The following is a 21,407-nucleotide window of genomic DNA, read 5'->3' as shown; positions in this document are numbered from 1 at the left end:
GCAGGCGTTTGTCATGGTTTGTCATACATCGGCGGATTCCTGCCATCAATGGCTCACACCTGGGACCCACAGTACAGCCATGCCACCCCCCCAGGCAAACCCCAAGGAGTTGACCACCATGCCTTTGCCGACACGCCCCGCTGACAACGACCTGCTGCAACGCCCCGCACTGGCAGCGGGTGTGTTGGTGTTCTCCACCCTCACCACCCTGGGGCTGAGCGCCGTGCTGGCGCTGGCCGCCCCCACCGAAGCGCAGGCCCGCACCCGCCGCAACGTGGAACACAACGCCGATGGCAGCACCACCGCCCGCACCGGTGTGGCCCGCAACGGCCCGAATGGCGCGGTGCTGCGCGGGCGCACAGCCACCACCGATGGGCAGGGCAACGCGAGCGTGACGGGCCGGGGCGCCGCCGTGGGTGCGCAGGGCGGAGTGGCCGAGCGCCAGGGCAGCACCACCCGCAGTGCAGACGGCAGCGCCAGCCACAGCGGCACCGTGTCCGCCCAGAATGCCCAGGGCAGCCTGCAGAGCAGCGGCGGGGCGAGCCGCAACGCCGACGGCACCGTGACGCAGGCCCGCAGCACCACCGCCACCAACGCGACGACCGGCAACAGCGTGCAGGCGCAAAGCAGCTACAGCAAGGACAACGGCTGGAGCCGCAGCGCCACCTGCCACGACGCGAGCGGCACGGCCTTGGCTTGTCCAACGCGGCCTTGACGCCCTCTGGACCCAGCTACCGCTTGCCACCCTCTGACCTCAGGAGCCTCGCCATGTCCCCACGCCATCTTCTGACCATGACCGCCCTGGCTGCCCTCACGCTGGCCACCGCCAGCGTGCAGGCCCAGACCACCGCGCAGAACGGCGGCCGCCTGCGCGCCCTCATCGCGCAGAAGCAGGCCGCCGCCGCACCGGCCACGCTGGCCGCCGGCGTGCAGCGCATCGCCGATGTGCCCTACGGCGCCGACCCGGCGCAGCGCATGGACGTGTATGTACCCACCAGCCCCACCACAGGAACCAACAGCCTGGTGGCCAGCGCGGTGCGCGCGCCGGTCATCTTCATGGTGCACGGCGGCGGCTGGCGGCATGGCGACAAGGCCATGGGCCGCGTGGTGCAGGAGAAGGTGAACCGCTGGGTGCCCAAGGGCTTCATCCTCATCTCCATCAACTACCGCATGCTGCCCGATGCCCCCGTGGCCGTGCAGGAGCGCGATGTGCAGGCCGCCCTCATGGCCGCGCAGCAGCGCGCGGGCACCTGGGGCGGAGACCCGAGCCGCTTCATCCTCATGGGCCACTCGGCCGGGGCCCACCTGGTGGCCCTGCTCAATGCCCGCGCCCCGCAGGCACTGCGCGAAGGCGCCTGGCCGTGGCTGGGCACGGTGTCACTCGACAGCGCCATGATGAACGTGCCCGCCCGCATGCGCGCCCCGCACCTGCCGCTGTATGACGACGCATTCGGCGCTGACCCAGCATATTGGGTGGCCATGTCGCCCTTGCACCAATGGACGGCGGGCGCCCCGCCGATGCAGATGGTGTGCTCGGCCCAGCGTGCGGACGACCCCTGCCGGCAATCCGATGCCATGGCCCGCCATGTGCGCCACCAGGGCGGCCGCGCCGAGGTGCTGCCGCAGGACCTGGACCATGGCGAAATCAACGCCCAACTGGGCCTGGACAGCGACTACACCCGGGCCGTGGAGACCTTCATGGGATCGCTGGACGCCGAAGTGGCCCGCCGCCTGCAGTGATGCAGCGGCAGTTTGCTACCAAATCAATAGCTTATAACGCTTGATAGATAAGCGCTAGCAGCCATTTTCATTCAGATTTCGTTCGCAGGTAAGGCGCCAGGTACCGCCCCGTATGGCTTGCCGGGTTGGCCGCCAGGTCCTCGGGCGTGCCCACCCCCACCACGGTGCCGCCGCCCGCACCGCCCTCGGGGCCCATGTCGATGAGCCAGTCGGCCGTCTTGATGACGTCGAGGTTGTGCTCGATGATGACGATGGTGTTGCCCGCGTCGCGCAGCTGGTGCAGCACCTTGAGCAAGAGGTCGATGTCCGCGAAGTGCAGGCCGGTGGTCGGTTCGTCCAGGATGTAGAGCGTGCGGCCGGTGTCGCGCTTGGAGAGTTCCTGCGCCAGCTTCACGCGCTGCGCCTCGCCGCCCGAGAGCGTGGTCGCCGCCTGGCCCAGGCGGATGTAGGAGAGCCCCACGTCCAGCAGCGTCTGCAGCTTGCGCGCGATGGCCGGCACGTCCTTGAAGAACGCGTGCGCGTCCTCCACGGTGAGTTCCAGTATCTGCGCGATGTTCTTGCCCTTCCACAGAACTTCCAGCGTCTCGCGGTTGTAGCGCTGGCCGTGGCACACGTCGCAGGGCACGTACACGTCGGGCAGGAAGTGCATCTCCACCTTCACCACGCCGTCGCCCTGGCAGGCCTCGCAGCGGCCGCCGGCCACGTTGAAGCTGAAACGCCCGGGGCCATAGCCCCGCTCCTTGGCGGTGTTCACCTCGGCCATCAGCTCGCGGATGGGGGTGAACAGGCCGGTGTAGGTGGCCGGGTTGCTGCGCGGCGTGCGGCCGATGGGGCTCTGGTCGACGTTGATGACCTTGTCGAAGTACTCGATGCCCACGATCTCTTCGTGCGCGGCGGGCTCTTCGTGGGCACGGTAGATCTGGCGCGCCACGGCGGCGTACAGCGTGTCGTTGACCAGGGTGCTCTTGCCCGAGCCCGAGACGCCCGTCACGCAGGTGAGCAGGCCCACGGGGAAGTCCACGGTCACGTTCTGGAGGTTGTTGCCCGTGGCGCCCGCCACGCGCAGCGCCTGCACCGCGCCCTGGCGCGCGTGGTGTTCGGCCATGCGCTCGGCGCGGCGCTTGCTGGCCTCGGTCTGCGGAAAGCGCGACTTGCCCTTGGCCTCCACCACCGGCGCCGCCTGCTCCACCACCGGCAGCCAGGGCGTGCGCCGCTTCGGCACGGCGATGGACAACGTGCCCGACAGGTACTTGCCGGTCAGCGATTCAGGGTGGCTGCGCACCGCGTCGTACGTGCCCTGCGCCATCACGCGGCCGCCGTGCACGCCGGCGCCCGGGCCCATGTCGATCACGTGGTCGGCCGCGCGCATCATGTCCTCGTCGTGCTCGACCACGATCACGCTGTTGCCGATGTCGCGCAGGTGCTGCAAGGTGGCGATGAGCCGGTCGTTGTCGCGCTGGTGCAGGCCGATGCTGGGCTCGTCGAGCACGTACATCACGCCGGTGAGGCCCGAGCCGATCTGCGACGCGAGGCGGATGCGCTGCGCCTCGCCGCCCGACAGCGTCTCGGCGCTGCGGTCCAGGCTCAGGTAGTTCAAGCCCACGTCGTTGAGGAACTGCAGCCGCGTGGTGATCTCGCGCACCACCTTGTCGGCGATCTCGGCCTTGGCGCCCGTGAGCGTGAGCGCCTGGAACCAGCCGTGCGCGGCGCTGAGCGTGGCGTGGCTCACCTCGAAGATCGCGCGGGCCTGCGCGCCCTCGCCCACCTTCACGTGGCGCGCCTCGCGGCGCAGGCGGGTGCCGTGGCATTCGGGGCAGGGCTGGCTGCTGCGGTAGCGGGCCAGGTCCTCGCGCACCACGACCGAATCGGTCTCGCGGTAGCGCCGCGCCATGTTGGGCAGGATGCCTTCGAACGGGTGCTTCTTGGTGTAGACCTTGCCCTTGTTGGCGCCGCTGTCGAGGATGTAGCTGAACGCGATCTCGTCCTCGCCCGAGCCGTGCAGCACGGCATGCTGCACGGCGGCGGGCAGCGACTCGAACGGCGCCTCCACGTCGAAACCGTAGTGCCGCCCCAGGCTCTCCAGCATCGCGAAGTAGTAGCCGTTGCGCCGGTCCCAGCCCTTGATGGCGCCGCTGGCCAGGCTCAAGCCGGGGAAGGCCACCACGCGCGCCGCATCGAACACCTCGCGCTGGCCGATGCCGTCGCACGCCGGGCAGGCGCCCATGGGCGAGTTGAACGAGAACAGGCGCGGCTCCAGCTCGGCCAGCGAGTAGCTGCACACCGGGCAGGCGAACTTGCTGCTGAACAGGTGCTCCCGGCCCGTGTCCATCTCCAGCGCGAGCACGCGGCCGTTGCCGTCGTTGCCACCCACGCGCAGCACGGCCTCGATGCTCTCGGCCAGGCGCTGCTGCATCTCGGGGCGCACCTTCAGGCGGTCGATCACCACGTCGATGCTGTGCTTCTCGGTCTTCTTGAGCGCGGGCAGGCTCTCGTATTCGTAGATGGTGCCGTCCACGCGAAAGCGGATGTAGCCCAGCGCCTGCATCTGCGTGAAGAGCTCGGTGAACTCGCCCTTCTTCTCGCGTGCCACGGGGGCCAGCAGCATGAGGCGCGTGTCCTCGGGCAGCGCCAGCACGGCGTCCACCATCTGGCTCACGGTCTGCGCGGCCAGCGGCAGGCCGTGGTCGGGGCAGTAGGGGGTGCCGGCGCGGGCGTACAGAAGGCGCAGGTAGTCGTGGATCTCGGTCACCGTGCCCACGGTGGAGCGCGGGTTGTGGCTGGTGGCCTTCTGCTCGATGCTGATGGCGGGCGACAGGCCCTCGATCAGGTCCACGTCGGGCTTGTCCAGCCGCCCGAGGAACTGCCGCGCATAGGCTGACAGGCTTTCCACGTAGCGGCGCTGGCCTTCGGCATAGAGCGTGTCGAAGGCCAGGCTGGACTTGCCCGAGCCCGACAGCCCCGTGATCACCACGAGCTGGTTGCGCGGGATGTCCAGGTCGATGTTCTTGAGGTTGTGCGTGCGCGCGCCGCGGATGCTGATGCGCTGCTCGCGCAGGGCATGGGCGAGATAGGCGCCGTCATCGAGTGATTGCGGCGGCGGTGCGGATGTGTCGGTCACGGAACGGCTTGGAGCGGGAAAACCGACCATCATAGGTCACGGCCTTCATTTATGCCCAGTTCCTGAAGCAACGCATCGTTGGCCCCGGCACCCCGGTGTGCCATCGCACCCCGCACGGTGACGTGCCTGGGGAAGGCCGGCCCGAGAAAGTGCGCCGACCGGCGGTTTGCGCTGCCACAAACGGAACCAAGCAGCTTCAAAACCTGGTCTCCCGGCATCCTCACCGTACCGCCTCGATATTTCCAGCAGAAAACACCCCACCATGGCACCGAAAAACCGCGCCTGGAATTTTCTTCTTGTGCGCTTGGCGGGATTCGCAGATATTCGGCAGGCCATGCGCACGCCGCCGACGGCGTTCATTGTTGCCCCAGCTTCACATGCCACCACCAGATTCCAAAGGCCAGGACGGAGTGATACCGCAGGCATATACCATCGTCCGAGCCCACCGGGAGCAGTTGACCGGACACTGCGGGCGGGTGGTCTGGTTCACGGGTTTGTCCGGTGCGGGCAAATCCACGCTGGCCAATGCGCTGGAAGTGGCGCTTCACGGAGCAGGCCAGCAAACTTACGTGCTCGATGGCGACAACGTTCGGCGCGGCCTTTGCAGAGACTTGGGGTTCTCCAACGCAGACCGCGTGGAGAACATGCGCAGGGTGGCCGAAGTCGCGCGGCTTTTCGTCGATGCGGGCATCGTTGTCCTGGTTGCTTTCATTTCTCCCTTCCGGGCCGAGCGCCAGGCGGCGCGGGAGCTGTTTGCTGCCGGGGACTTCCTCGAGGTCTTTGTCGATGTGCCGCTCGCGGTGGCCGAGCAGCGAGACACCAAAGGCCTGTACAAGAAGGCGCGCAGTGGCGCCTTGCCTCAGCTGACGGGCATTGATTCGCCCTATGAACCCCCTGTTGCACCGGACCTGGTTTTGCGCACGGACCGGCTGCCGGTCGAGGCCTGCGTGGCCAGGATGATGGACCTCCTGAAAGCGGGCGAGCAACCCGCTGCCGCAGCCCGCAGCGCGCGGCAGCAGGATCGATGCCGGCCGGAAACCCTGGTGTCCGCAGCGTGAACATGCCGCTGCGCCTTGAGAGCTCGCCCCACGCAGGGGGGGCGGATGGCGAACTGGTGTTCTCGCAGCTGGCGATTCACGTACCGCTTGCTCAGCTGCGAAGCGAGGTATCGCCATTGATGGCCGGGGACTGGCTGCCCCATGTGAACCGCGGCGACTACGAGGGCGGATGGGATGTGATGCCCCTGCGCTGCCAGAAGCAGCATGCCGATGCGCACCCGATCCTGCAAGGGTTTGCCCTGCACGCCGCGCCGGGAAGCTGGTGCGACCTGCCGGTACTGGCGCAATGCCCCGCCATAAGGCGGCTGCTGGAACAACTGCAGTGTCCGCTCAAGTCCGTGCGGCTGATGCGGCTGCATGCCGGCGCGAGCATCAGGCCGCACCGGGACAAAGGCCTGCACCTGCAATGCGGCGAAGCGCGCCTGCACCTTCCTGTGTGGACGAACCCTGGCGTGCGCTTCATCGTGGCAGGCCGTGAAATGCCCATGCGCGCGGGCGAGGTGTGGTACTTCAATGCCGATGAAGAGCATGCGGTCGTCAACCACAGCCGCGAAGACCGCACCCATTTGGTCATGGACTGCGTTGCCACGCCATGGCTGGCACGGCGCATCCACGAGGGGCATGCCATGCTTGACCTGTGGGACGCCTGCCACGCACCTGTCCGCTCACCCCAACAGATGGCACCGTGCCGCCAAGCGCATTCGGTGTCGGATCTGTTGGTCACGCTGCAAACCCTTTGGTGCCTGCCCAAAGGGAGTGATGCCAGAATCCCGCGGGCCCTCGATGCGCTCAACCGTGAAGACCTCCCCGCCACGGGGGCCGCCGGCAGGGGACGGGAGTCCAGGGTGCATCCCCCAGGCTTCATTTTTCATCTTTCCTGGTGCGGTTCCGCAGTGGCGCTGGTGTGCGATGCCATCCGGCGGTGGCTGTCCTCGTTGCACCAGCCACTGATCTCGTCGGCGGTACAGGGCACCGCAAGGCAAAGGGCGGTGAATGCCTGCTGACACAACACCCTCGTCTTGCAATCTGCAGACCCGCCCTAGCGGGCCTGGGGACGCTTCGTTTCTGCATGCGCTCTTCGTGGCGAACTCCACACAGTTTCACGCACTGGATTTGCCGCGCCCCGCCCTGGATGCCCTGATTGACCAGCAATACGCTTTCCGGCAGATGGACTACAGCCGCCGTTTTCCCCAGGCCCGCACGCTCATTGCGCTGGTTGCCCAAGAGCCCGTGGGGCAGATGGTGGTCAACGACGATGGCACCACCCTGCACATCGTGGACATCGCCATGGCGCCGCCCGTGCAGGGCCGCGGCTATGGCAGTGCATTGGTCCGTCAGGTGCAGGACCAAGCCCGCAATGCCCCTCGCGAGGCGGTCACCCTGTCTGTGGATCCTGTGAACCAGGGGGCCCTGCGCCTGTACCTCGCGCTGGGGTTCGAAATCGTTGAAACACACCCGGTTCAATGGCGCATGGCATGGCATCCCGCTCCGTGCGGCGGGAAACAGGATGTGCTGGTGCCGACAACCCCGTCCATCTTCACCCTAACGAAAGGTTGAAACCCATGTCAGAACCTTACCTCGGAGAGATTCGCCTGCTGCCCTATGAGTGGCCGCCCAAGAACTGGCTGCCGTGCCAGGGGCAACTGCTGTCCATCAACAGCAACCAGGCTCTGTTTTCCTTGCTGGGCACCACTTATGGAGGAGATGGCGTTACCACCTTCCAGCTGCCTGACCTGCGCGGGCGTGCGATCCTGCATGCCGGGCCTGGCCTGCCGCTGGGGGCCAAGGCGGGGCAGGAGACGGTGACACTGTCATCGAATCAAATGCCTGCCCACACCCACGCCGTGGTGGCCAGTACAGGCAATGGCAATACCACAGGATTTGCAGGTGCCTCTGTAGCGGCTGCGGTGGTGGGGGGCAATCCCGTGAACCTGTATGCAGATGCCGCAAACCCCTCGCAGGCCTTGGTGCCGGCTTCGGTCAGCACCCAGGGCGGGGGCCAGCCGCATGAGAACTGCCAGCCTTCGCTGGTGCTGAACTATTGCATCGCCGTGACGGGTATTTTCCCGTCTCGCAACTGACGGAAGGGGAGGCCGCTTATGGAAAGCTACATCGGAGATATCCGCCTTTTTGCAGGCACTTTTGCGCCCCGAGGCTGGATGTTGTGCAACGGAGCCGTCCTCAGCATCAGCAACTATGAAACACTGTTCATGCTGATCGGCACCGCCTACGGGGGCGATGGACAGACCACGTTCGCGCTGCCTGATCTGCGGGGCCGTGTACCCGTGGGCCAGGGCACGGGACCGGGCTTGAGCGCTCGCGTTTTGTCGCAGGCCTACGGCAGCGAAAACGTTACCTTGCTGCCCGCGCAGTTGCCGCCGCACAATCATGCGCTCAATGCCACCGCCGCAGCAGCGACCAGCGCCCAGCCTGGCAGCATGCTGTTCGCACAAACCGGGTTGGACAAGCTGTACGGCCCGGCTCCAGGCACCGCCCCTCAGCCACAAACCATGGCGGCAAACACGGTGTTGCCGGCAGGTGGCAGCCTGCCCCACAGCAACATCATGCCCAGCATGGCGCTGAACTACATCATTGCCTTCGAAGGCGTTTTCCCTAGCCGCAACTGACCCCCCGGAGGATCACATGGAACAGTTCATCGGAGAAATCAGGGCATTTCCCTTCAACTTCGCCCCCAAGGACTGGGCCCTTTGCAATGGCCAGCTGCTGGCCATATCGAGCAACACGGCCCTGTTTTCCATCCTGGGAACGGTGTATGGGGGGAATGGCCAGACCACCTTCGGCCTGCCCGATCTGCAGGGCCACGTGGTGGTAGCCCCCGGCCAGGGGCCGGGACTCAGCGCCTGGGATCTGGGCCAGGCGAACGGATCGGACAACGTGACGCTCTTGCCGACCGAAATGCCCGCGCACACCCACCAGATCACCGGGATGAACAATGCCGGCACCGAACTTGCGCCTGGAAGCGGCAGCTACCTGAGTCGCGATGTACGCGGAGGCAGCGGTGTTGTTCAATACATGCAGACCGGGGCCACGCCTTCGGCTCCCATGGCGCCCGCCACCTTGGGGCCTAGTGGTGGAACCATGCCGCATGAGAATAGACAGCCTTTCCAAGTGTTGAACTACTGCATCGCGTTAAGAGGCATATTTCCGGCCCGTAACTGAAACAGCCCCTGCAGCGCCCAGGTGATCACCAGCCGGTCATCGGTGCGCGTCCCTTGCCCCATTTCCATGTCGCACACACTGCACTTCATTTCCGGCCTTCCCCGCTCGGGCTCCACGCTGCTGGCGGGCATCTTGCGCCAGAACCCACGCTTTCATGCCGCCATGAGCAGCCCTGTGGCGGGGTTGGTCAATGGTGTGCTCGAGCAGATGGGTGCAGGCAGCGAGTCGTATCCCTTTTTCGATACCGCCAAGCGCAAAGCCATTTGCCGCGCATTGATCGACGCCTACTACGCCGACAAGACCGAGCCCGTCATCTTCGACACCAACCGCCAGTGGACGGCGCGCATGCACCAGCTCGTCGAACTGGTGGACGGCTTCAAGATGATTTGTTGTGTGCGCAACCCGGCCTGGGTCATGGATAGCTTTGAGGTCATCCACCGCAAGAATCCGTTTGACTACAGCCGCATGTACAGTGCGGGTGGCAGGCAGACCGTGTATTCACGCTGCGAGGTCATGATGTCGGCCGGTGGTGCTGTGGGCAGCGCCTGGACAGCACTCAAAGAAGCCTACTACGGCGAATTTTCAGACCGGCTCCTGCTGCTGGACTACGACCTCCTCACCCAGCACCCCCGGCGCACGCTGGAGCTGGTGTACCGCTTCATCGGTGAACCGTGGTTCGAGCATGACTTCGACAACGTCGAGTATTCGGAAAACGAGTTCGACCAGAATCTGGGTGTCAAGGGCCTGCACGACGTGAAGAAGAAGGTCGCTTTCAAGCCACGCCGCAGCATTCTTCCCCCCGATCTTTTCGCAAAATACCAGGACATGGATTTCTGGCAGGATCAGACGGGTACCTCGGCCAGCATCGTCGCCCCGCGCCGGGCCAACGTTCAGAACACGAAGACCAATAAGGAAACACCATGAACCGAGCCCTGCTAGGCGGCCTTTCCGCGCTGCTGTTTCCTTTTGCCGCCCATGCCGCGGCCACCTCGGCCGGGGGCTACCTGATGCGTGGGGGCTATCAGCCGCGCGGTCATGCGCGTTTGCAGATGGAAGCCTTGGGCCCCACCATCAAAACCCCTCTGAGGGCCAAACCATCGGCCCGACGTGCCGCCGCGCAGACCGATGTGGAAAGTCTGGATATCCTCCAGCTGCCCGTTGCCACCGAGCTGGTGGTCATCGATGGCTCCGTCTCCGACAAGGCCACGCTGTACCGGGGCCTGAAGCCCGGCGTGGTGGCCGTGGAGATCGACCCCTCACTGCCTGGCCTGCCACAGCTGGCCGACGCCTTGCGCGGCCATCGCAACCTGGCTGCCATCCACGTGGTCTCGCATGCCAGCGCTGGCATGCTGCTCTTGGGTAACAGCCGCATCACACCCGACAATGCCCACGAGGAGCTGGCAGCGCTTTCCACCTTGCGTGAGGCTGTACGCCCTGGCGCAGATCTGCTGTTCTACGGCTGCGACTTGGCCGCTAGCAGCGAAGGCGGTGCGCTGCTGGACATCGTCCAGCAGCAGACTGGCCTCGACGTGGCCGCATCGAGCAATCTGACGGGCAGCACGGCATTGGGGGGCGACTGGGACCTGGAAGTCCAACGCGGAGATATCGAGGCAACTCTGGCGTTTTCAGAGAAAGCACTACTGGATTTTTCCAGCGTTTTAGTTGCGTCCAACGGATTGAAAGATTTCAATGGGACTGTCTCCTGGAGCGGTTTCTATACTCCCACAGTGAGTGCGACCGACTTCAAAATCACAGCAAAGGGTGGTGCCAATGTCGGGAAATACACCTACGGAGGGAACTCATATGCTTTCTCGCCCAACATGGCGGGTGCTACGGGCAACTTCTTCTATGTTCAGGCAGATGGTGTAAATACCACTGCATTTGAGCTGACCCAGGTACAGGGTTTTGAAGCACCCTTGGGTTCTGGTCGGGCCTCTGAATTCACCAATGTAAGGGTTGTCGGGTATCTGCAGTCCGGTGGGTCGGTGACTTCCAGCGCCATCAATGGAACAGCTGGCACAGATAGTTTTGTATTTAGTGGTGCGCAGTTAACCACCTTTGCAGGCCAAAAGCTGAAAGGCTTCAAGCTCCTTTTCGACTGCTCCACGCCCTGCAGCGTTGCGGCAAACGACGAGCCGGCATTTTTCAGTTTCAACAACTTTACTATTCAAGGCGCCATCAACACGCCGCCGCCGCCCACAGTTACCAACGGCGGCATCAGCATCTCGGGCTCATCAGGCACCAGTGGCGCATACAAGATCGGCGACACCATCACCGCCACCTGGAACAACACCGCCAGCGGCGACAACAACAGCAGCACCATCACTGGGGTGACGGTGGACTTCAGCCAGTTCGGCGGCGGCACTGCGGTGGCGGCCACTAATAGCAGCAATACCTGGACGGCCAGCTACACCATCACTTCAGGCGCCATCGACGCCGCCAGCCTCAACGTCAGTGTCACAGCCACCAACGCTGGCGGAAGCACCACCACGGCCGACACCACCAGTGCCACCGTGGACAGCATCGCTCCCACCGTCACCGACGGAAACATTGGCATTAGCGGCGCCTCGGGCGCAGGCGACGCCTACAGGATTGGCGACACCGTCACCGCAACCTGGAACAACACGGCTGGCGGCGACAACAACCTCGACACCATCAGCAGCGCGACGGTGAACTTCAGCCAGTTTGGTGGCGGCTCCGCGGTGTCGGCGACCAACAGCAGTGGCACCTGGACGGCCACCTACACCATCACAGCCGGCGCCATCGCACTGACAAACCGCAACGTGAGCGTCACCGCCACAGACAACGCTGGCAATGCCGCCACCGCCAGCGACAGCACCAACGCCACGGTGGACACCATCGCACCGACGGTCAGCAGCATCGCGGTGAGCGGCACGCCTACCAGCGGCGATACCAGCATGGCCTTCACGGTGAATTTCAGCGAGCTTGTCGGCAACGTATCCACTGACGACTTCACGCTCGCGAGCACAGGCTCGGCTTCCGGCACCATCGCCAGCGTGTCCGCCAGCTCGGGGACAGCCATCAACGTGAATGTCAGCGGCATCAGCGGCACGGGCACGCTCAAGGTCAACCTGAATGGAGGCACCAATATCGTCGATGGCGTTGGCAATGCGGCAGCTGCGTACAGCAGCGGCAGCACGCACACAGTGAATATCCTCACCGCGCCGGGGGCTCCCACCATCGGCACGGCCACGGCCGGCGATGCGCAGGCGAGCGTGACCTTCAGCGCACCGGGCAGCGACGGTGGCTCCGCCATCTCCACCTACACCGCCACCGCCAGCCCAGACGGGGCCTCTGGCTCTTGCGCAGGGCCGGCAGCATGCACCGTGACGGTGACGGGACTGAGCAACGGCACGGCCTATACCTTCACCGTCACAGCCACCAACGGTGTCGGCACCAGCACGGCGTCTGGCGCATCCAACTCCGTGATCCCCAAGGGCAACCAGACGATCACCTTTGCGACCCCCGGCTCACAGAACTTCGGCACCTCGCCCACGCTGACGGCTACCGCCTCGTCCAGCTTGACGCCGACGTTCAGTTCGTCCACCACAGGCGTTTGCACCATCACCAGCGGCGGCACGCTGACGTTTGTGACGGCAGGCTCGTGCACGATCAATGCCGACCAGGCCGGCAATGTCATGTGGAATGCGGCCGCCACCGTCAGCCGCACTTTCACCGTGAATGCCATCGTGCCCGGTGCGCCCACCATCGGGACGGCAACCGCTGGCGACACCCAGGCCTCGGTCACTTTCACCGCGCCAGCCTCCACTGGCGGCGCGGCCATCATCGCAGGGGGCTACACCGCCACCGCCAGTCCAGGTGGCGCCACCGGCACCGCTTCCAGTTCGCCCATCACCGTGACCGGCCTGACGAACGGGTTGGCCTACACCTTCACCGTTACCGCCACCAACAGTGCGGGTACGGGCGCGGCGTCGGCGGCCTCCAATTCGGTCACGCCGGCAGCACCACAGACCATCACCTTCGCCAACCCCGGAGCGCAGAACTACGGCACCAACCCGAACCTCTCCATCCTGGGCGGCGGCGCCTCTTCCACGTCGGGGCTGCCGGTGACCTTCACTTCGGCGACGACGGGCGTGTGCACCATCACCTCTGCCGGGGTGTTGACCTTCGTTGCGGCGGGCACCTGCGCGATCAACGCCGACCAGGGGGGCAACAGCAGCTTTCTGCCGGCCACCCAGGTCACACGCTCGTTCACGGTGAACCCTGTTGTGCCGGCTGCGCCCACGTCCGTGGTGGCCACTGCGGGCGATACCCAGGTGTCGGTGGCGTTTGTCGCGCCCACCAACATCGGGGGCTCCGCCATCACCAGCTACACCGTGACCGTGAGCCCGGCAGACGTGGCGCCGGTCAACGGTGCGGCGTCGCCCATCGTCGTCACGGGCCTGACCAACGGCCAGGCCTATACCTTCACCGTGACGGCGGACAACGTCGCTGGCACCGGCCCGGCCTCGGCGGCATCCAATTCCGTCATACCCAAAGCGACCCAGACCATCACCTTCACCAACCCGGGCCCGCAGAACTTCGGTACCACGCCCACGCTGACAGCGACCTCCGACTCTGGCCTGACTCCGACATTCACCTCCGGATCGACGGGCGTTTGCACCATCACTGCAGGTGGTGCACTGACCTTCGTGACGGCAGGCAGCTGTACCATCAACGCGGACCAGGCGGGCAACGGCAGCTACCTGGCAGCCACGCAGGTTACCCGTATCTTTACCGTGAATGCGCAGCTGACGGTGTCGGGCACAGTGCCAGGCATGGCAGGTCTGGCCACGGCCACGCTGTCGGGTGGCGGTGCCAGTTGCACGCTCAACAGCGGCACTGGATTCATGACACCTGGCAGCGCGCCGGGAGGCCATACGCTCCCCCATGGTGGCTTCGAATTCCTGGCCACGGGTTGCGCGGGCAGCGTCACTCTCACGCTGGACTATCCGCAGCCCCTGCCTGCAGGGGTTCAGTTCTGGAAGCTTGGGCCTGCTACGCCGGGTGCACCCACATCCACATGGTTTGCTTGGACGGGCGCCACCCTGAGCTTGGACCGCCGCACCGTGGCCTACACCGTGGCCGACAACGGCATCGGGGATTCCGAAGCGGCAGTGGGCACCATCCGCGACCCCTTCGCACCCGCCCTGGCCGCCCCAGGAGGCGCCGTGGGGATTCCTGTCGACAACCCCTGGGCGCTGGCCATGATGGCAACCCTCGTGGGCTGGCTGGGAGCGAGATACCGCCAGCGCCGCGCCACCTGAGGACGGGGCGCCAATGCCCCCGTTGCGGACGCCCTGCGGGTGCAGTTGGTGCCTGCAGTTGCACGCGCGGAACTTCGCGCACTGCGCAGCCTTCGATGGGCCGTCCTCGCGGAGGACTGCGTGTGACGCGTGCCGGTCTGGGGACAAGCTGGCACGCGGGTTGGCCACGGTGATGCCGCCACGCGGCGGACCGGGCATACCGGAAAAATTGCTTGCTATAACCAATATAGCAACCACTTGTTACCAGTCCGGCGATAGCCGCCGTTCAGAGCACAAGGTCTGCGCAAATCAGCCCGGGGCTGCGACGGATGTTGGAGTCCCAGCAAGGCGATGGGCGAAAATCGCAGCTTCGCTTGCTTTCACCCACGCCCCCACTCGTGCGCCCAGACGTGCCTCAGCCCTTGCCAACCGCCACTTCCGCGCCCGTGACACCCTCCACCATGACCCCGCTGGAGCGCCGCTCCAGCATCAGCCTGGCGCTGATCTTCGCGCTGCGCATGCTGGGCCTGTTCCTGGTCCTGCCGGTTTTCGCGCTGGAGGCACGCAAGTACCCCGGCGGGGACGATCCGGCGCTGGTGGGACTGGCCATGGGCATCTACGGTCTCACGCAGGCGCTGCTGCAGCTGCCGCTGGGCATGGCCTCCGACCGGTTCGGGCGCAAGCGCGTGATCGTGCTGGGGCTTTTGGTGTTCGCCGCCGGCAGCCTGCTGGCGGCGCTGGCCGATTCGCTCACGGGCCTGCTCGCGGGCCGCGCGCTCCAGGGCGCGGGGGCCGTGTCGGCCGCCGTGACCGCCCTGCTGGCCGACCAGACGCGCGACGCCGTGCGCACCAAGGCCATGGCGCTGGTGGGCGGCAGCATCGGCCTGATGTTCGCCGTGGCGCTGGTGGCGGCCCCCGTGCTGGCGGCCCACATCGGGCTGGCGGGCCTGTTCGGCCTGACCTGCGCCCTCGCACTGGCCGGGGTGGCGGTGGTGATCTGGTGGGTGCCTGCGGAGCCCGCGCGGCACGGCGATGCCGCACGGGGCCGCCTGGCCGACGTGTGGAGCCACCCGGATCTGCTGCGCCTGAACCTGGGCGTGTTCGTTCTGCACACCGTGCAGCTATCGATGTGGGTGGCCGTGCCGGCCCTGCTGGTGCAGGCCGGCCTCGCCAAGGACCACCACTGGCAGGTCTACCTGCCCGCCGTGGTGCTGTCGTTCGGGGCCATGGGCGGGCTCTTCGCGCTGGAACGCGCCGGCAGGCTGCGCGCGGCGCTGCTGGGCGCCATCGCGCTGGTGCTGCTCGTGCAGGTGGGCCTGGGCACGCTGGCGTCCAGCGCCGCGCCGCCGACGCTGTGGGTGCTGGGGCCGCTGCTGTTCGTCTTCTTCTGCGGGTTCAACGCGCTGGAGGCCAGCCAGCCCAGCCTGGTCTCGCGCATGGCGCCGCCCCAGCTGCGTGGCGCCGCGCTGGGCAGCTACAACACGCTGCAGTCGCTGGGGCTGTTCGCCGGCGGCGCGCTGGGCGGCGCGCTGGTGAAATGGGCCGGGGCTCCGGGCCTGTTCGCGGCGACCGCCGCACTCACGGCCCTGTGGCTGGCGCTGACCTGGCCGCTGCGGCCCGTGGGCCGCGGCGGCCATTGAGCACAACAAGCGGCGGCGGGCCTGGGCACGGCCGGGCGCTGCCGGGTGGGGGCTTCCATTGCCCCCCGCTTGCGGCACAATGGCGCGTTTGGCGCCCGGAAACTCTCTCCAAATCCGGCGCTTTGTTACTTCCTTAAGGCAAAGACAGCACCATGGCATCCGTAAACAAAGTCATCATCGTCGGCAACCTGGGCCGCGACCCTGAAATGCGCACTTTCCCCAGTGGCGACCAGGTGGCCAACGTGACGATCGCCACCACCGACAAGTGGAAAGACAAGCAGTCTGGCGAAATGCGGGAAGCCACGGAATGGCACCGCGTGGTCTTCAACGGCCGCCTCGCCGAGATCGCCGGCCAGTACCTGCGCAAGGGCTCGCAGGTGTACGTCGAAGGCTCCCTGCGCACGCGCAAGTGGACCGACCAGAGCGGCGTGGAAAAGTACAGCACCGAAATCCGCGCCGACCAGATGCAGATGCTGGGCAGCCGCCAGGGCATGGGCGGCCAGGGTGGTGGTGGCCAGCAGGGCGGCGGCTATGACGATGGCGGCTACGGCGGCGGCGACCAGGGCGGCGGCTATGACCAGGCCCCCCGCCGCGCCGCGCCCGCGCCGCGCCCCATGGCGGCACCCGCCCAGCGCCCCGCCCCCGCACCCGCGGCCCAGGCACCGCGCGCGGCCTCGGGCTTTGACGACATGGATGACGACATCCCGTTCTGATGGACCCACCCCTCTTGCAATGACCCGGCCAGGGGCCCGCAGCACGGACGCTGCGGGCCCTTTTTTTTGCCCCGGCGGGCGCCGCGCGGCGCTTTTACACCGGCCGCGGCGCTGCCCACCCCGCCACTTTGTCCAGTGCGGCACCGCCGCAACGGGGCCAACACTTTTTTACATCCGGCGCGCCCAACTCGAAGATCATCTCGTCCTTGCCGGCCGCTGCATCCAGCAGCGGCGGCAATTTCAGCCTGTATCCACAACATTCAAGCAAGAACGAGAGAGAGGGAACGTCATGCCAGGATTCGTCCGCAAGATTCTGATTTTCATCACCGGCTACGCATGGCTGCTGCTGCTGGCCGGCCCGGGCCTGATCGGCCTGTCGCTGTACAGCGGCTGGAAGGCCGAGGGCGACCATGCCTACGCGGCGCGCGAGAGCCTGCAGTCCGTGGCAGGCACCGTGACGCAGGCGTCCGAGGTGACGGTCAAGCGCAAGCGCCGCTCCACCAAGAAGTACTACGAAATCAGCGTGAAGCCCGATGCCGCGGGCGCCGAGGAGCGCAAGCTGCGCATCGACTACAGCACGCCCCAGCAGCTGGTTGGCAACCTCATTGACGAGAAGATCACCGCCCTGGTGGACAAGAGCGACAGCGACCTGGTGTACGAAGTGGCGGTCGATGGCAAGCCCGTGATCAGCTACGAGGCGACCCGGCAGCGCCTGCAGGCCGAGGCGGCCTCCTCCGCACGGTCCTTCAGCGGCGCGGGCACCTGGATCTTCGCGATTGTGCTCACCCTGCTGGGCGCCTTGGGCGTGTGGTGCAACCGCAAGCTGCGCGCCGCCGACCAGGAGCAGCAGCTCAGCGCTGCCTGAGAATTTTTCACAGAGAGGGAGGGAGGGGCGCTGTGGCCATGCCCTTCCCCTGTTTTCACAACGATCCAATGGAGGAATGCGCCATGAACCCCAATGCACTGACCCCTTCGACGCCCGAGGGCGCGCCGTTTGAACGGCGCGACTTCATCGTCTCCACCTACAAGCACCTGGGCGCCGCCATGCTGGCCTTCGTGGTGCTTTCCGCCGTGCTGATGGCGACCGGCTTTTCCGGCGCAACGGCCAAGATGCTGCTGGGCAGCGGCAACAAGTTCCTGTGGCTGGGCGTCATGGGCGCGTTCATGCTCGTGGGCTGGCTGGCCTCGTACATGGCCGACAACTCTGAAAACCCGCAAACACAGCTCATGGGCCTGGGCCTGTACGTGCTGGCCGAAGGCCTGATCTTCGCGCCGATGTTCGGCATCGCGCAGATCGTGGCCCCCGGCGCCATCGGGGCGGCGGCCTTCATCACGCTGCTGCTGGTGGGCGCGCTCACCTGGACGGCGTTCACCACCAAGACCGACTTCTCGTTCCTGGGCGGCATCCTGAAGGTGGGGGGCCTGGTGGCCCTGGGCACCATCATTGCCGGCGCCATCTTCGGCTTCAAGCTGGGCATCTGGTTCTCCGGGATCATGGTGCTGTTCGCGGGCGCCTGCGTGCTGTACGACACCTCGCGCATCATCCACGACTACCCCGCCGACCGCCCTGCGGGCGCCGCGCTGCACCTGTTCGCCTCGATCGCGCTGATGCTCTGGTACGTGCTGCGCATCCTGATCAGCCTGGCGACCAACGAAGACTGAGCCGAGCCGCCCGCGCGGCCCGCAAGGCCGGACTCCCGCCCGGAGTCCGGCCTTTTTTGTTGAGCGGCCACAGATGGAGGCAAAAAAACCGCCTCACCCCTTGCTGGCAAAGCACCAGAAGCTACAAAAATAATAGCAAACCAGTACACGCCACGCCGTGCGCCCTGCCGGCTGCGGGATGCGCCGGGCCGCCGCGCCCCGCCCAGCAAGCCCGCAGCCCCTTGCGGTGCCCCATTTCCCATCGTCCTTTGGGCCTGCTGCTGGCACAATTGGACACCGCCAGCCAGCCTGCATGCCGCGCATGCGCGCCGGCTGGCGCGCCGAGTGCGCCTTGCGCCATGCCCCGGTGCGGAGGTCTCCAGCACTGCGGCAGGTGCCGTGCTTGCGCACCCGCGCCACCCACCTGCCACCCACTGATCTTTCTTTCTGTCCATCATGCGCAAATCTCTTTGGCTTTCTTTGTCCTGTGCGGCCTTGCTCGCCAGTTGCGGCGGCGGCTCCTCCGATGGAGCGGATGTGGGCCCCGCCCCGGGGGTTCAGCAGTTCCCTGGCGGCGTGTGGGAAGGCACGGTGGGCACGGGCGCGGCGCAGCGCCAGGTCGTGGGCTACATCGATCCGGGCCCGATGGGCACCGGCGGGGAGTTCTACCTGGCGCGCGAAGCTCCCGGCGCGGCGGGCTTCGATGCGCTCTACGGGCGCCTGAATGTCAACGTCACCGCGGTGCTGGCCACCGGCGTGACGTATTTCTCGGTGCAGGACGGCAAATTCGCCACCGGCCTGACGCTGCGCGGAACGGCATCGAACAGCGGCAAGATCGGCCGCACCGACGGCATCAGCGGCAACTACAGCGATCCGGCGCAGACGGCGGCCGCCTCCGGCGCCGTGGTGCCGTTGAAGCTCTCGTACAGCAGCCTCAATTTCCACACCGCGACCGCCACGCTGATCGAGGGCACCTACCGGGGCACGGGCCTGTTTGGCGGCGGATGGGTGCTCACCGTCACTCCCCAGGGCCAGCTCTCGGGCCGCATTGGCGGCTGCCTGGTCACGGGCTCGGCAACGCCCCGCGCCGCGGGCTCGCCCCTGTACTCGCTCACGCTGAACCTCTCCGGCGACACGACCTCCTGCGGGGCCAGCGGCACCCAGCAGTCCGGCATCGCCGTGCTGCGCTTCGACGCGGCGGGCGTACCCAACGGCATCTGGGCGTTCACGCGCAACGCAACGGGCCCCGACAACACCTACACCCTCAACGGCATCGCCGACCCGCGCACCACGACGCCGCCCTCGGCCACGCCGCTGTCCGTGGCGGGCAACTGGCAGGGCGCCTTCACGCTGCCCACAGGCGTGATTGGCGACACGTCCGTCTGGGGCAGCGTGCTCCCGGATGGCGGCCTGTTCTTCTACACCAACAGCAGCCTGGACCACAATGCGCTGTACGGTCGGCTCATCCGCTACGCGAACAACGCGACGAACAACCGCTTCGTGACCGCGAACGACGGGGTGTTCTTCAACCGGCTGCTGGCCAACACGGGCGCCTACAACGAGTCCGTGCTGATCGACGGCACGCTGCAAAGCGCCACGGGCTCCAGCACCGCCAGCCTGTTCACCGGCACCTTCAGCTACCCCACCCAGCCCGGCGGCGCCCCGACCCGCTTCAGCGTCCAGCCCGACCCCCTGTATGCGCTGCCCGCCGGCAAGGTGCCCACCACGGCCCTGATCGTCGGCACCTACAAGATGGCAGGCACCGGCTTTGGCGGTGACACCACGACGCTCACGGTCTTCGCCGATGGCGCGATCACGGGCCTGACCACCAGCGGCTGCGAGGTCGCGGGCAAGCTCCTGGGCGAACTCGGCAGCGGCCTGAACCTGTACCGCGTGGAGGCGTTCGGCTACCTCAACAGCCCGAATGCCCCCATCACCTGCGGCCTGTCGTCCGGCCCGCCGCAGTCCGGTTCAGCGGCTGCGCAGTTCGACGCCAACGGCAACGTGGTCGGCCTGCGTATCCTGACCGCCGGGCTGTCCGTCGCGGGATCGCGCGCCCACACGGTGTTTGTGGGCGCCAAGCAGGCCACGCCCTGAAGGTAAGGGGGTGGCACTCTGCCGCAAGACGGGGGCCACCCGCCGGCCCCTCGACGGCTTGTGCATGCGATGCCTTGCGTGCGTGCAGGCAGGCTGAGGCACACAGGTAGGTAGGCTGGCAAGCAGGCCACACGCGTGGCCGCCAGCAACAAAAAGGCCCGCCGCACTTCATGTGCGGCGGGCCTTTTTGTTGCCTGCAGAAAGCTGGTGGGCCCTCTGGGAAGTTCTGTGGCCTCAGTAGCTATAGGGCGACCGCAGCGGGTTGACCGGGAAGGCCTGCAGGCCGCTGTAGGGCTGGAACGCGTACCGCACATACAGGCCCCCCGCGAATTCGCGGTAGTTGCGCGCGTTGTTGAGCGACAGGTGCCCGCCCAGGAACACCTGCGGGTGCATCTGGTACTCCATGGCGGCGCCCAGGTTGTAGCCCAGGCCCGTGCGGGACTGGCCGGGGTAGATGGCGGTGGCGCCGGTTTCGCCGAAGGCCAGCGCGTCGCTGGCCGCCTGGACGGCACTGGCCTGCCGCGACGGGCTGTTGGGGAAGTACGGTGCCGCGTCTTCCTTGAAGTACTGCACGCCCACCGAGCCCTTGAGCTGGTAGGACAGGCGGCCATTGCGCTGCGCCCATTCGACCGGAATGCCGAAGGACACGAATTGCTGCGGGCTGAAGTACCCGCCGTGGCCCACGGTGAAGTAGCGCAGGTTGCGCTGGTACGACAGGCCCGTGAAACTCAGGCCGGCCGTGAGGTCCTCGTTGGAGGTGCGGTGCACATGCCAGTACATGCCGCCGCCCAGTTCGGCCCGCGCATTGCTGCGCACACGGGTGCCGGTCAGGCCGTGCAGCGAGCCGTAGCCGTACACGCCCAGCTCGCCATCGTCCCAGGTGAGGTCCAGGCGCCCGCCCGTGGCCGACACCCCCCCCCCAGCGGTCTCCCGTGCGCGCATCGCGGGCACCG

The 21,407-nt window shown here is 66.7% G+C and carries 17 protein-coding genes; 15 read left to right on the top strand and 2 right to left on the bottom strand.

Features of this window, described 5'->3' with window-relative positions; translation table 11 throughout:
* Positions 1-118 precede the first annotated feature (118 nt).
* Both AC1RCS_RS14005 and AC1RCS_RS14000 read left to right on the top strand, forming a co-directional pair.
* Positions 119-715, top strand: coding sequence for a hypothetical protein (locus AC1RCS_RS14005; protein ID WP_492245155.1), 597 nt, complete (start codon positions 119-121; stop codon positions 713-715).
* 53 nt (positions 716-768) lie between these two features.
* Positions 769-1,740 carry an alpha/beta hydrolase gene (locus AC1RCS_RS14000; RefSeq protein WP_492245154.1) on the top strand — a complete coding sequence of 324 codons (972 nt, stop codon included), beginning with the start codon at positions 769-771 and terminating at the stop codon, positions 1,738-1,740.
* Between the two features lie 67 nt (positions 1,741-1,807).
* Here the strand turns inward: AC1RCS_RS14000 and uvrA are convergent, their stop codons facing one another.
* Positions 1,808-4,888 (bottom strand): excinuclease ABC subunit UvrA, encoded by a 3,081-nt coding sequence (uvrA, locus tag AC1RCS_RS13995; RefSeq protein ID WP_492245269.1) that lies wholly within the window; start codon positions 4,886-4,888, stop codon positions 1,808-1,810.
* 347 nt (positions 4,889-5,235) lie between these two features.
* Here uvrA and cysC point away from each other — a divergent pair, with 347 nt between their 5' ends.
* The 13 genes from cysC to AC1RCS_RS13930 all read left to right on the top strand — a co-directional run bounded on the left by cysC (position 5,236) and on the right by AC1RCS_RS13930 (position 20,454).
* Positions 5,236-5,916, top strand: a complete 681-nt coding sequence (gene cysC / locus AC1RCS_RS13990; RefSeq protein WP_492245153.1) for an adenylyl-sulfate kinase — start codon at positions 5,236-5,238, stop codon at positions 5,914-5,916.
* A 2-nt stretch (positions 5,917-5,918) separates the two neighbouring features.
* Positions 5,919-6,920 carry an aspartyl/asparaginyl beta-hydroxylase domain-containing protein gene (locus AC1RCS_RS13985; protein WP_492245268.1) on the top strand — a complete coding sequence of 334 codons (1,002 nt, stop codon included), beginning with the start codon at positions 5,919-5,921 and terminating at the stop codon, positions 6,918-6,920.
* Positions 6,910-7,473: a GNAT family N-acetyltransferase gene (locus AC1RCS_RS13980; protein ID WP_492245152.1), complete on the top strand. Its 564-nt coding sequence runs from the start codon at positions 6,910-6,912 to the stop codon at positions 7,471-7,473. The genes AC1RCS_RS13985 and AC1RCS_RS13980 overlap by 11 nt, the downstream gene beginning before the upstream one ends.
* A gap of 5 nt (positions 7,474-7,478) precedes the next feature.
* On the top strand, positions 7,479-7,997 hold the full coding sequence (locus tag AC1RCS_RS13975; protein ID WP_492245151.1) for a phage tail protein: 519 nt from the start codon (positions 7,479-7,481) through the stop codon (positions 7,995-7,997).
* An 18-nt stretch (positions 7,998-8,015) separates the two neighbouring features.
* Positions 8,016-8,543 (top strand): phage tail protein, encoded by a 528-nt coding sequence (locus AC1RCS_RS13970; protein ID WP_492245150.1) that lies wholly within the window; start codon positions 8,016-8,018, stop codon positions 8,541-8,543.
* A gap of 16 nt (positions 8,544-8,559) precedes the next feature.
* The gene (locus AC1RCS_RS13965; protein WP_492245149.1) at positions 8,560-9,096 is read left to right on the top strand and encodes a phage tail protein; all 537 of its coding nucleotides are present in this window, start codon (positions 8,560-8,562) and stop codon (positions 9,094-9,096) included.
* Between the two features lie 66 nt (positions 9,097-9,162).
* Positions 9,163-10,020, top strand: a complete 858-nt coding sequence (locus AC1RCS_RS13960; protein WP_492245148.1) for a sulfotransferase — start codon at positions 9,163-9,165, stop codon at positions 10,018-10,020.
* Positions 10,017-14,384 (top strand): DUF4347 domain-containing protein, encoded by a 4,368-nt coding sequence (locus tag AC1RCS_RS13955; RefSeq protein WP_492245147.1) that lies wholly within the window; start codon positions 10,017-10,019, stop codon positions 14,382-14,384. Before AC1RCS_RS13960 ends, AC1RCS_RS13955 begins: the two co-directional genes overlap by 4 nt.
* Positions 14,385-14,824: 440 nt before the next feature.
* Positions 14,825-16,003: an MFS transporter gene (locus AC1RCS_RS13950; RefSeq protein ID WP_492245267.1), complete on the top strand. Its 1,179-nt coding sequence runs from the start codon at positions 14,825-14,827 to the stop codon at positions 16,001-16,003.
* A gap of 152 nt (positions 16,004-16,155) precedes the next feature.
* Complete coding sequence (gene ssb, locus AC1RCS_RS13945) at positions 16,156-16,716, top strand: single-stranded DNA-binding protein (protein ID WP_369643757.1); 561 nt, start codon at positions 16,156-16,158, stop codon at positions 16,714-16,716.
* 289 nt (positions 16,717-17,005) lie between these two features.
* Positions 17,006-17,581, top strand: a complete 576-nt coding sequence (locus AC1RCS_RS13940; protein WP_218297092.1) for a hypothetical protein — start codon at positions 17,006-17,008, stop codon at positions 17,579-17,581.
* Positions 17,582-17,664: 83 nt separating this feature from the next.
* A complete protein-coding gene (locus AC1RCS_RS13935; protein ID WP_492245146.1) occupies positions 17,665-18,378 on the top strand; it encodes a Bax inhibitor-1/YccA family protein in 714 nt (237 codons plus the stop codon).
* Positions 18,379-18,813: 435 nt separating this feature from the next.
* Positions 18,814-20,454, top strand: a complete 1,641-nt coding sequence (locus AC1RCS_RS13930) for a hypothetical protein (RefSeq protein ID WP_255590975.1) — start codon at positions 18,814-18,816, stop codon at positions 20,452-20,454.
* Positions 20,455-20,688: 234 nt separating this feature from the next.
* Here the strand turns inward: AC1RCS_RS13930 and AC1RCS_RS13925 are convergent, their stop codons facing one another.
* Positions 20,689-21,396: a cellulose synthase subunit BcsC-related outer membrane protein gene (locus tag AC1RCS_RS13925; RefSeq protein WP_492266993.1), complete on the bottom strand. Its 708-nt coding sequence runs from the start codon at positions 21,394-21,396 to the stop codon at positions 20,689-20,691.
* Positions 21,397-21,407 lie beyond the last annotated feature (11 nt).

The organism is Acidovorax sp. GW823-FHT01C06 (genome assembly GCF_058798375.1).
This window is presented reverse-complemented; position numbering and strand designations above follow the sequence as displayed.